Source organism: Lutibacter sp. (assembly GCF_016342705.1).
Lineage (GTDB): Bacteria > Bacteroidota > Bacteroidia > Flavobacteriales > Flavobacteriaceae > Lutibacter.
The window spans coordinates 228,990-241,320 of the sequence record NZ_JAEINV010000005.1; the positions used below are offsets into that span (position 1 = coordinate 228,990).

A 12,331-nucleotide genomic window follows, 5' to 3' on the forward strand; every position below is an offset into this window, starting at 1 on the left:
GAGTAACTTTTATATTGTTATTTTTAGCATTTAATATTTATTTAACGATATTTTATTAATTTGAGATATTTTAACTGTTTTAAAGGCTGTTTTTTATGAATTACATATTTTTACATAAATCCATCCGGTGGCATTTCATCACTTAAATCGTCTAGTTTTGAAACATCTTCAACCGAAAAACCTTCTTTAAAAATGGCTGCTTTATTATTTTTTCCTTCAATAATAACTGTAAGTGGTTGTTTAAAACAGATGTGACGTAAAAACTCATCTTCATAAACAGCTTTTTGTTTATTTAAATACTCCACATCAAAAAATCCGTCATTTATAAATGGATTTATAGTTAAATATCCCACTTTAAATGATGTCAAATTCTGAAAGAAATGAGTTCCCTGACTTGGGTCAATTCTAAAATTATCTAAACCAGACTCTACTATAATTTTAGCAGCAGAAATTTGTGGCCATATCACTGGAATTCCTAACCAAGGATCACTAGACCCCCATCTTCCTGGACCAACTAAAATATAACGTTTGTCTTTTTCAACAAACATTTTATTAATTTTATCTACGGCTGTAGCAATTTGTCTGGTATTTGCTGAATTAAATGTCTCTGGTTTTACATATACAAAATCTGTAATGTGTTCATATTTACCATTTCCTAACGCCGATTCTGAGTAAATAATTGAATCATTCACATTAAAGTTGTCAGGTAATTTCCCTACATCATCATTGCTTTCTACAATTGGTCTAATTTGTAAAAAACTAAATTCTTTTCGTTTACCTTCTGGAACATCGAGGTTTACAGCAAACTCCATTTCAATTGGATTTCGCATTTCTCTTTGCCCTGTTTTTAATAGTTCTTGTAAAATTTCGGCTAAAGGAAATGTGTTGTATTTTAAAATATTATCAAATGAAATAACACGAATTCCATCGTGCATAACACCTGGTCTAATTATATTGTTTTGCAAATCATAGGTTGCCGCCACAAATTTTAAGGAACCGTGATTTTCTGCACTTCTAATTGAAATTTTCTTTTTATTTATAGATTGATTTGTGGAAACCGTATAACTGTTTGGGTTTACATCTAATCCGTAAAAATACTGTTGCGTATCACGTTGTGTTGAACCTGGAGATGATAATTGTAATACTTTTTTGGGATGGTATGGTGAAAACCGCAAGGTTTGCCCTCCACCAACTATCATTTCACCTAAACCTAACGCAATGTTTGCAATTCCTTCTTCCGGAAGTTCATTTCCTATTGGATAAAAATTTATTGATCTGGCAACTCCTGAAACATTTGGGTAATATACATCTTGGTATTGTTTTCCTGTAACTTCTTGAAGAATTACGGCCATTTTACTTTCTTCAATTGTATGAGCTGTAGTTTTTAAATACATTTTACTGCCTATAAAAAACGCTGAAGCCATTACAGATTTAACAGCATTGCACACCATTTCTAACATTTGAACTGGTGGTGCTGGCGGAAGCATGTAAGTTGCAAAAACACCCGCAAAAGGTTGGTAATGACTATCTTCCAAAACACTTGATGACCTAACAGCAAGTGGCGATTTATTTACTTTTAAAAATGCTTTAATATCTTCAACAACCCAAACTGGTAATGGTTTAGATATAAATTCATTTAAAATTTCATCATCATTATCACAATTTGCAACAAACCTAATTAGCTTATGTTCCTCCATAAACTCATCAAAAACATCGGTACTTAAAACAACGGTTCTTGGTATTGAAATTAAAACGTTATCAAACTTTTTAAATAACTTATTGCGTTTTAAAAACGAATCTATAAACGCTAAACCTCTTCCCTTTCCTCCTAATGCTCCATCTCCAATTCGTGCAAAACCTAAATATTCGTCGTATTTATTTTTATTGAATTTTGAAATTACCCCTCTAGATCTAAATACGCGGTATAATTTTATGGCGTTTATTAAAAATTCTCGTGCTTCATTTACATCTACAAAATCATCATATTCAATATTGCTAAATAAATTTGCAAGCGGAAACAACGCTCTTGATTTTAACCATTTGGAATATTCACTTCGTTTTGCATGGTACATAAATGAATCTGCAGTAACTGTATTTAATGCTCTTTGAAAACCAGTTAAATCTTTTACAGATGCTAATACTTTCATTTGAACTGGATCCCAAAATTCAAATTCACCAAAAGAAAAATATTGATTGATATATATTTTTATTTCTTCTTCTAACGTTTCGGAATGTTTGTATAAAAACTTACCCTTTAGTTCTAAAGCGTATTTTTCATTATTACTATCTGAAGATTGAATTAAAACAGGAAAATAGCGCTCAAAACTTCTTACATATTTTAATAATTCAAAACCAGCCTTTGGATCACGTTTACCACTTTTAAAGTAAGAAACATCTGAAATAACACCTAAAAGATTGTCCTTATATTTATCAAACAAGAGTTTTCCTTCTTCAAAATTTGTAGCTAATAATATTTTTGGCCTACCGCGCATTAACATCATTTTCCGATGTTCGTTAAGACCTTCAGACATAAAAGCGTCTGATTGTTTTAAAATAATTTTGTAAATTATAGGTAAATATCGTGAATAAAAGCGCAGAGAATCTTCCACCAATAAAATGGCTTTCACACCAATTTTATTAATATCATTTTCAGCATTCATTCTATCTTCACTTAATTTAATGATGGCTAAAAAAATATCAACATTACCATTCCAATGAAAAACAAAATCTATAACTCCTGTATTTGCTTTTTCTAATTTTTGTCTTAATTCTGATGAGTAATGACTTAGTGCCGCAATAGGTACATCTGGAAACGATTCTTTAATTATTTTTGAAGTTTCAAATGCCTTGTAATTTCCAATATCTAACCAAGTAATAACTAAATCAATTTTATCCGAAGCTAAAGTTGTAACCGCTCTTTTTGCAGAATTTGCATGTATAAAACTTGGAGGATATCTTAAGTTTAATGAAGTGTACTCATAAAAAATGCGTTCATCAATTCTACCATCCTCTTCTAACATATAAAAATCATAGTTAGAACAAACAATAAGCACTTTATTAATTCTGTTTTGCATTAACTTATTAAATGCAACTTCTTCAAATTCGTATTTTCTTAAATCTGGTAATACCCTTTTTGTCATTTTATTCCATTATTTTCTCTAACCAAGAAAGCTATTTAATACTCAAAAAAATCACCTTTCTATTAAAATCCTTTATTTGTAAAAAAAGGGTTACCCATAGCAACCCTTTTTAAGTGTAAATAAAGAACCATTAAAATTAAGAAATTTTGTACAATACTTCGCTCATAATTTCAAACATATTAATAAATTATTATATTTTATATTTCGTAATATATTATAACTTATTTTATGTATTAACTAAAAAACACATCAAATATAGCTATTTTTTTAATTATAATAAAATTTTTAACCTTCCATTTAAAGAAATTTGTATTTTTTCTAAAACGTTTTCGTAACGTTAATTTAATTATTTAATCTAACCACTTATATATCAACAATAAAATTTAAAGCAATGTTGATTTATCATTGCAATCCAAAATCATATAAACAAAATAAAAATGTGTAAATTTGCACTCTAATTTTATATGTAAAATGTTAGATAAAGTAAAAGAACTGATTGGTGAAGTAACTGCATTTAATGCAACTACCAAAGATGAAATTGAAACTTTTAGAATTAAGTTTTTAAGCAAAAAAGGATTATTAAATGATTTGTTTGACGAATTTAAAAATGTTGCTCCTGCCGAAAGAAAGGATTTTGGACAAGCTTTAAATACTTTAAAAAATTTAGCTCAAGATAAGGTAAACCAGTTAAAAGATGTGCTTGAAAACACCAATGATCAAAAAGGATTTTATGGTGATTTAACACGTCCTGAAGAACCGATTGAGTTAGGTTCTCGTCACCCAATATCTATCGTAAGAAATAAAATTATTGATGTTTTTTCACGTATTGGATTTACAGTTTCTGAAGGTCCAGAAATTGAAGATGACTGGCATAATTTTACAGCATTAAACTTACCAGAATATCACCCAGCTCGTGATATGCAGGATACCTTTTTTATTGAAACTAATCCAGATATTTTGTTAAGAACGCACACCTCATCGGTTCAAGTTCGCTATATGGAAAATAACAAACCACCAATTAGAACCATTTCTCCGGGAAGAGTTTTTAGAAATGAAGATATTTCTGCGCGTGCACATTGTATTTTTCACCAAGTTGAAGGTTTATACATTGATACCGATGTTTCTTTTGCCGATTTAAAGCAAACATTACTTTATTTCACCAAAGAAATGTTCGGAAAATCTAAAATACGTTTACGCCCATCTTATTTTCCATTTACTGAGCCAAGTGCTGAAGTTGATATTTATTGGGGATTGGAAACAGAAACCGATTATAAAATTACCAAAGGAACAGGTTGGTTAGAAATTATGGGATGTGGAATGGTAGATCCAAATGTGTTAAAAAATGCAAATATAGACCCTGAAATTTACTCAGGCTATGCGTTTGGAATGGGAATTGAACGAATTGCAATGTTATTATATCAAATTCCAGATATTAGAATGTTTTATGAAAACGATGTTCGTTTTTTAGAGCAATTTAAATCTGTTATCTAATTTATAAATTCCGCTCATTGCGGAATTTTTTAATTTAACATAAACATGAAGAAAGATATTAAAATACCTGAGGTTACAAACGTTTATATGGCTGTTGTAAAAGAATACAACAACGAATTTAAATGTGATGATTGGAATGCCTACCTTATAAATAACAAAGAAGTAGCTATAGAAATGGTGTTAATTGTATCTAAAGGTTATGACGAAAATACATTAGCAGAAACTTCATTACTACGTCATAAAGTTGAAAAAATGCCTGCAAAATCTTTTGCAAAAGTTGAATTAATGCACGATGATGTTTTAAAATTAGCCAATTTTTTTAACGTCACTTTTTTTGAAGGAAATACTATGTTTGATAAAAAATTTCTTTTTGAAAAAGGAACTATTAAAGAAAGTGCCTTAAGAACTATTCCAATTTTAAATAAACGCGGTATATTGCTAAAATAATTTAATAAAAATCCATTCTATGAAAACAATATATTTTACCCTATTTATATGCTGTAGCTTTTTTATAAACGCACAAAATATCCCTTTATATGTTGGAACTTATACTGGAGAAAATAGTGATGGAATTTATTATTACAATTTTAATACTTTAACAGGCGAATTAACTAATAAAAAATTAGCTGTAAAAACTGATAATCCTTCATTTATAACATTCTCAAGTGATAAAAAATATTTATATGCTGTTAATGAAAATGGTGAAAATAGTTTTGTGAAATCATACGTAGTTAATCCTGATGGAACTTTGGCCTTTATAAATAAAGTTAGCACAAATGGCAATGGACCTTGCCATGTACAACTTAATGAAGCCAACAACAAACTGGTAGTTTCTAATTATGGTGGCGGAACAATTTCTATTTACGCTATTAATAAAAGCGGCAGTATTAATGAAGCGAATCAAGTTTTTGATCATAATATTGAAGGCAAAATATCACATGCTCATTCCTCAAAATTTTTTAAAAACAATTTATTTGTAGCTGATTTAGGTCGCGATTTTTTAGCTCAATATGTTTTAAATGGTAAAGACTATATTTTAAAAGAAAACCATACTATGGCAGATGGAGCTGGACCTCGTCATTTTGAAATTTCTAAAAATGGTGCTTTTATTTATCTTATAAATGAATTAAATTCAACAGTTTCAGTGCTTCAAAAAAAGGAAAAGGACAAATATATTACCATTGAAAGTGTGAGTACTTTAAGCAATGACTTTACTGGAAAAAATCAATGTGCAGATATCCATTTATCTGCTGATGAGAAATTTTTATACGGTTCTAATAGAGGTGAAAATAGTATAGTAGTTTTTAAACGAAATGCTAAAAACGGGCAACTAGAAAAAATTCAAAATATGAGTGTGAATGGAGATTGGCCTCGAAATTTCACACTCTCACCAAATGGAAACTTTTTATTAGTGGCTAATCAACGAAGTGAAAATATTAGCGTTTATACCATTGATAAAATTGCTGGAACACTTACTTTTTCATATAGTTTAGAAGCTCCAACGCCTGTTTGCTTATTGTTTTAATTCAAAATAATAAATATTATCGGTATCATCGTATCTAAACGTGTTTAAATAACCCGTTTTTTCAGTTTTAAAAACGACACCTAAATCATCAAAATCAGAATTTAACACTTTAACTTTTATAGGTGAACTCCAAGTTCCATCAACTTTTACGATTTTATAAAGGTTAAAATCTTCATTTTTATAACGTATATTGTTAATTACGGTTTGGCCATTTGCTATTCCATATTCAACACTTTCTATAATTCCTTCACTAATATTTGAAGAAAAATAAATAGTGTTTTCATCAAAAAATGTTGGATTAATTATTTTAAAACCGGTTTGCGATATAAATACAACATCAGATCTTTCCCATTCATTTTTTTCATTTCTTTTTAATTCTAATAAATGAAAAACGCCTCGTTCATTTGTAACAACAACCATTTTATTTCCGTCTGAAGAAATAGTTGGACTTGCGTACGTAAACTCTGGTTTACAAATAGCTAACGGTTTTACTTTAGATACTTTTAAGCCTTCTAAAGTTCCTTTATAAAGTGTTAAGTTTACGACACCTTTTATTAATTTTGAACTTTTGGTAAGGTAAATTTCACTGTTATAAATAGCAACTAATCCGATGTGGAAAGAGCTATTTATTTTAATTTTTTGCGGTTTATTTTTTAAATCAGAATAGTAAAGTTTGTAAAAACCATTTGAATTTGCTGAAGCGTATATTAACCCATTTTTATAAATTACAGGTGAAATATTTTCTTTTGAATTTAACGATACATGCGTATCGTAAATAGCAATACTATCATTTTGGAAAATAAGGGTTTTATCTTGTGCATTTATCTTTATTAATGATATAATAGTTATAAATATAAAGCTGTAAATGCACCTTTTTCTCATTCTTTTTTAATTCAATTTATTATATATCTTCAACTAAATGACTATCTATTATTGTTTTTAACAAATCTTTATTTAATGGTTTTGAAATAAAATCGTTACAACCTGCATTAAAAGCCTTCTCCTTGTCTTCGGGTGTAGAATATGCTGTTTGTGCAATTATTGGTAAATTAGGCCTAAATTCTTTGATTTTTAATGTAGCATCATATCCATTCATTATTGGCATGTTTATATCCATTAAAACAAAATCTATATCATCAAATTCTTCGCAAAATTCTACGGCTTCTTTTCCGTTTTTTGCGTGTATAATTTCACAATTTAATTGAATTTTATCCAACAAAACAATTTCAATAAATAAATAATTAACTTCCTCATCTTCAACAACTAATACTTTATACTTAGACCTCACATTAATTTCTTTTTCGCATTTATTATTTTCCAAATTAGGATTTTTTACAGGTTTATAGGGTAATTTTACCCAAAATGTTGACCCTTCCCACTTAACAGATTCTACAGAAATTTCTCCGCCAAGTAATTCTGTATTTTCTTTAGCAATAGCTAATCCTAAACCTAATCCACTTGCATTTCGAGATACATCTCTTTCCTCTTGAGAAAAACGTTCAAATATAATATGTTGTTTCTCTTCTTTTATACCAATTCCTGTGTCTTTTACAAAAATTTCAATAGAATCTTCAACTAAATTATATCCAAATGTAATGTAGCCTTTATTGGTGAATTTTAAAGCGTTTTCTAATAAATTACTTATTATTTTTTGCAGCTTTGTTTTATCTGTATAAATTGTACTTTCACAATCTGAAAGTTGATTTTTAATATACAATGGCACTCCATTTTCTTTTGCCTTTAAATCAAAAATGGAAAATAATTCTAGTAATAAATCATTTAAACAAACCTTAGTTTCTATAACTTTTACTTGTTTTGTGCCAAGGCGAGATATTTCTAAAATATCATCAATTACTTGTAATAATTGTTTACCACTATTTTGAATAATACTTACAAAGTAATTTCTTTTTGCGGGAGATAATTCAGCATTATTCAACAATTCTGAAAAGCCCAAAATTCCGTTCATTGGAGTTCTAATTTCATGTGACATGTTGTTTAAAAACTCCGTTTTTAAGCGGTTACTTTCTTCGGCTTTTTCTTTTGCTATTATTAATTCCTTTTCGGTGTTTTTTAAATTAGTAATATCAATAATTGTGGCTATTGCCTTACCGTAATCGTCTACAATAGCTAATTTTACATAGGCATTAATTTTCTCGCCTTTGGTATTTATAAATTCAGCTTCTGTTTTAAATTCAATTTCTCCATTTGCAATTGCTACAAATTCTCTTTTTAAAGCTTCGTAAGATTTTTTGTTATTTGATGTTCTCAAATGTTTTACTAATTCATTTAAATTACTAACTCCAAATAAATTTAAAGTGGTTGAATTAACATTTAAAATTTTTATTTTGCTGATACATTCTTTAACAAAATCTAAATTATCATCAAGGTATTTTTTAAAATCACTGGTTTCGGATTTTTTTTGTTTTATAAGCTTTATGACTTCAGAGAAATCTTCCTCCATAATTGTTATAGGAGTTTGTTCAAATATACTTAAGAATCTGGAGCTTGATTCTTTTAATAGCTTATTACTTTCGTACAATTCTACACTTAATTCACTTAGTTCATGATTTCTTGATTTAAGTTTATCTGTCGCTATATTTAATTTTGTAATATCCGTAACTAAGGCAAATGATCCTTTTCTATTATTTTCACTATCAAAAATTGGGGAAGTATTAAATAAACAAATTACTTTGTTTCCATTCTTTTTTATGAGTTCAATTTCATAGGTTGTAGATAACCCTTGTTCTCTTAATTTTATTTGTTCTTTAAAAATCTTTTTGTTTTTATCATTTACAAAATCAAAGATAGATTTATTCCTGAAATCATCTTTTTCATACCCTAAAATACTACACATTTTAATATTAACATCTGTAGTTATACCTTTTGAATCTATAATCCAAAAACCTTCATTGGCGGTTTCAAGTATTTTTCTTAAATACTCTTGGCTTTCTTGAATTTTAGCATATGCGACTGTTAAATTTGTTTCAGATTTTTTTTGTTCAGTAATGTCTTCCTTTATAGCTAAAAAGTTTGTAATCACTCCTAAATCATTCTTAATTGGGGTAATTGTTGTTTGTTCCCAAATTAAATCTCCATTTTTTGATTTATTTTTAAATTGTCCTTGCCAAGTATTTCCTTTAAAAATTGTGGACCATAAATTTTTATAAAAATCTGTATCGTGAAAACCTGACTTTAAAATTTTGGCGTTTTTCCCTAAAATTTCTTCAGCACTATAACCCATAATTTCTGAAAATTTTGGATTTGTAAATTCTATATTTCCCTTTGTGTCGGTAATTATAATTGAATTTGCACTTTGATTTACTGCTGTTGAAAGTAACTTAATTTCATTTGAAATCTTTTTTCTTTCTGAAATATCTCTTGCAAAACCAAGTAATAATTTTTTAGCGCCAATTTTTAGCATTGCTATATTAATTTCAACAGGAAAAACTGTACCGTTTTTTCTTTTATGAAATGTTTCAATGGTAATTTGGTTTTTATTGGTTAATTTATTCCAAACTAATTTCTTTTTATCTAACTCTTTAAATTCAGCTTCAAGTTCTTTAGCATTCATAGTTAAAAGCTCTTTTCTGCTATAACCTGAATTTTCTATTGTTTTATTATTAACCTCAATAATATTCCCTTCAAAATCCGCTAAATACATAGCGTCTCCAGCGTACTTTATTAAAGATTTAAATAGTAATTCACTTTCTTCAGCAACGAGTTTTGCCTTTTTAAGTTCTTCTTGTATTTTTATTGTTGAAGTTATATCTTGAATCGTTCCTATCAACTGAATTGGATTTCCTTTATCATCACAATTCAGTTTTCCAAAACCATGAACCCACCTAATTTCCTTATCTTTATCTCTTATAATTCGGTATTGTTTATCAAAAAAGCCATGTTTTGTTAAAATATCATTTTTTAAATATGATATCATTTCCGCACTATCTTCGGGATGAATTAGCGCTAACCAACCATCTAAATTTTGATTGTAGCTGGAATCTATTCCAAAAATATCCTTTAATATTAAGGAGCTACTCCAATAGTCTAAATTAAGATCGAAAGTATAAGTACCTACACCAGCAATTTTTTGTGCCTCAAACAATTTTTTTTCACTTTCTTCTGCTTTTTCTTTTGCCTGTTTAAGTTCTTGTTGGTTATTTTTTGATACAGTAATATCTTGAACTGTTCCTATAATTTTAATAGGATTTCCTTGAGCGTCAAACTCTAGTTTGCCTAAAGTATTTATCCAGCCAATTTTATTATTATCTTGTCTTAAAATGCGGTATTCTTTATTGTAAAAATTTAATTTAAGTTGAATTAAATCCTTAATATCCACTAAAATAGTTTGCAAATCGTCCGAATAAATAAACTTTGATAAACTTTCATAATTTTTTTCAAAACTTTCATTAATTCCTAATATTTCGTCTAAAACAGGAGTGCTTTCCCATTCTCCAGAAGAAATATCATATACAAAAGATCCAACTTTTGCAATTTGTTGGGCTTCTTGCAACCTGTTTTCAGCTAACTTTCTTTTTGAAATATCTCTAATGGCTGCAACTCTTGCATTTTTTGAATGATTTAATTGAATTGATTTCGATTCAATTTCTATAAAAAAAGTAGTTTTATCTTTTTTTATGCCTTCAATTTCATAAGGCAACGCAGGACTACTATTTCTTTTATCATTAACTTGTGAATGATACCTTTTATCAAAAAGTAACTCAAATACATTTTTACCTATAAGCTCCTCTTTTTTATAGCCAAACATTTTGGCAAATGCTTTATTTACATCAATTGCCTTCCCATTATCATGAATTAAAATACCTTCAAAGGTTAAATTTGAAAGTTTATTAAAATTCTTTTGAGAAGTTTCAATATCATCATTTTTACTGTTAATTTGCTCCTCAAAAATTATTTTCTCTAAAACTTTTTCAATTTTAATAGCAATTATTTGAATGATGGTTTCAACTATTTTTACATTAACAGTTGGTTTTTCATCCATAATTGCAATTAAACCAATGGGTTCTTTTTTTGAATTCCATAAAGGAATACCAATATAACTTTCAATATTTAGCTCTGTTAATACTAAATCTTTAAAAAATAAATTTTTTGTGTTTGATGGATAGCTACAGATAGTTTTATTTATTACATTTTCGCACGGTGTATTGACTAAACTATAGGAATCTTTGGGTAAGAATTTTTGTAATTTTTTTGAATAAAAACATTCAATTTTAGCAATAGTAGGTTCTTCAATTGAATATTTATCAATTAAAACATAATTAACATTTAATAATTCAGATAAAAAAATAGCCGTTTCATTTAAAAACTGACCATCATTTATTTTATACCCATAATTGGCTATAAATTCTAAAGTTTTATCAATATATTTATCTACCATAGCGGTATTTTTGGGGTTTTTTAGTGTACGTAAAAGCTAATATAGTAAATTAAATTGTTTGTATTACATTACTAAACAATTTCACTTTATCCCAATTGGTGTATTCAATTTTGGTAGCACTATCCGTTGGCCCTTTTGTCATCCACATAATAAATTGAATCATTACTCTATCAAAAAAGGGATATTTTTCATAATCTAAATTCCCAGCAAAAACCTCCACAATGGTTGGATTCCAATTAATAGTTTTAAAAAATTTAACAACATAAGGGTTGGTAGTTGGGGTATTTTTTTCAGGCTTACGCGCTACTAAATTTACTGAAAAGAATGCGGTTTTTATACTATCTAATTGTTTTTTGTTGGTATTAATAAACTTTATAATTTTCTCATTATGAACACCATAACGTATACTTGCTCCAATAATTAATTTGTCAAAACCTAAAATATCTTGGTTAAAATCTTCAATTGAAAAAAGAGAAACTGTTACATTTTCTCCTTGAAGGTGTTCTTCTAGTTTTTTGCAAATTTTTAAAGTTTGCCCATCAACTGTTGAATATATGATACCAATTTTAATTCCCATAACTGTTTTTAAATGAAATTTGTATCAAAAATACAAAAATGTAAAAATTTGTTATATGATTAATATCACCATAAAATAATTAGAAAATAAAAAAAGCCCATCAAAATATGATGGGCTTTAAGTTTTTTAAAAATGTCCCGTCCTAAAATAAGTTGACACAAAATCAACTTATTATGTATTATTCAGAGAAACCGCTTAAGAAG

General features: G+C 27.9%; 7 protein-coding genes. 3 read left to right on the forward strand and 4 right to left on the reverse strand.

Annotated elements, in window-relative coordinates; all coding sequences use genetic code 11:
- Positions 1 to 110: 110 nt before the first annotated feature.
- Positions 111 to 3,140, reverse strand: a complete 3,030-nt coding sequence (locus JEY78_RS06870; RefSeq protein ID WP_291848553.1) for a PEP/pyruvate-binding domain-containing protein — start codon at positions 3,138 to 3,140, stop codon at positions 111 to 113.
- 471 nt (positions 3,141 to 3,611) lie between these two features.
- Here JEY78_RS06870 and pheS point away from each other — a divergent pair, with 471 nt between their 5' ends.
- Genes pheS through JEY78_RS06885 form a run of 3 tightly spaced genes read left to right on the forward strand, consistent with a single transcriptional unit; the run spans position 3,612 to position 6,156 of the window.
- Positions 3,612 to 4,631, forward strand: coding sequence for a phenylalanine--tRNA ligase subunit alpha (pheS, locus tag JEY78_RS06875; protein ID WP_291848556.1), 1,020 nt, complete (start codon positions 3,612 to 3,614; stop codon positions 4,629 to 4,631).
- Positions 4,632 to 4,676: 45 nt separating this feature from the next.
- Entirely contained in the window at positions 4,677 to 5,078 is a 402-nt protein-coding gene (locus tag JEY78_RS06880) for a hypothetical protein (RefSeq protein ID WP_291848559.1), read from the forward strand.
- Positions 5,079 to 5,097: 19 nt separating this feature from the next.
- A complete protein-coding gene (locus tag JEY78_RS06885; protein WP_291848563.1) occupies positions 5,098 to 6,156 on the forward strand; it encodes a lactonase family protein in 1,059 nt (352 codons plus the stop codon).
- Here the strand turns inward: JEY78_RS06885 and JEY78_RS06890 are convergent.
- Genes JEY78_RS06890 through hemG form a run of 3 tightly spaced genes read right to left on the reverse strand, consistent with a single transcriptional unit; the run spans position 6,145 to position 12,128 of the window.
- Entirely contained in the window at positions 6,145 to 7,038 is an 894-nt protein-coding gene (locus tag JEY78_RS06890; RefSeq protein ID WP_291848566.1) for a hypothetical protein, read from the reverse strand. The genes JEY78_RS06885 and JEY78_RS06890 overlap by 12 nt on opposite strands.
- A gap of 19 nt (positions 7,039 to 7,057) precedes the next feature.
- Positions 7,058 to 11,551: a PAS domain S-box protein gene (locus JEY78_RS06895; RefSeq protein WP_291848569.1), complete on the reverse strand. Its 4,494-nt coding sequence runs from the start codon at positions 11,549 to 11,551 to the stop codon at positions 7,058 to 7,060.
- Positions 11,552 to 11,600: 49 nt separating this feature from the next.
- Positions 11,601 to 12,128: a menaquinone-dependent protoporphyrinogen IX dehydrogenase gene (gene hemG / locus JEY78_RS06900; RefSeq protein ID WP_291848572.1), complete on the reverse strand. Its 528-nt coding sequence runs from the start codon at positions 12,126 to 12,128 to the stop codon at positions 11,601 to 11,603.
- Positions 12,129 to 12,331 lie beyond the last annotated feature (203 nt).

Excerpts from the sequence above, each read along its gene's own strand:
- JEY78_RS06870 (WP_291848553.1), bottom strand. The coding sequence starts at position 3,140 with ATGACAAAAAGGGTATTACCAGATTTAAGAAAATACGAATTTGAAGAA.
- pheS (WP_291848556.1), top strand. The coding sequence starts at position 3,612 with ATGTTAGATAAAGTAAAAGAACTGATTGGTGAAGTAACTGCATTTAAT.
- JEY78_RS06880 (WP_291848559.1), top strand. The coding sequence starts at position 4,677 with ATGAAGAAAGATATTAAAATACCTGAGGTTACAAACGTTTATATGGCT.
- JEY78_RS06885 (WP_291848563.1), top strand. The coding sequence starts at position 5,098 with ATGAAAACAATATATTTTACCCTATTTATATGCTGTAGCTTTTTTATA.
- JEY78_RS06890 (WP_291848566.1), bottom strand. The coding sequence starts at position 7,038 with ATGAGAAAAAGGTGCATTTACAGCTTTATATTTATAACTATTATATCA.
- JEY78_RS06895 (WP_291848569.1), bottom strand. The coding sequence starts at position 11,551 with ATGGTAGATAAATATATTGATAAAACTTTAGAATTTATAGCCAATTAT.
- hemG (WP_291848572.1), bottom strand. The coding sequence starts at position 12,128 with ATGGGAATTAAAATTGGTATCATATATTCAACAGTTGATGGGCAAACT.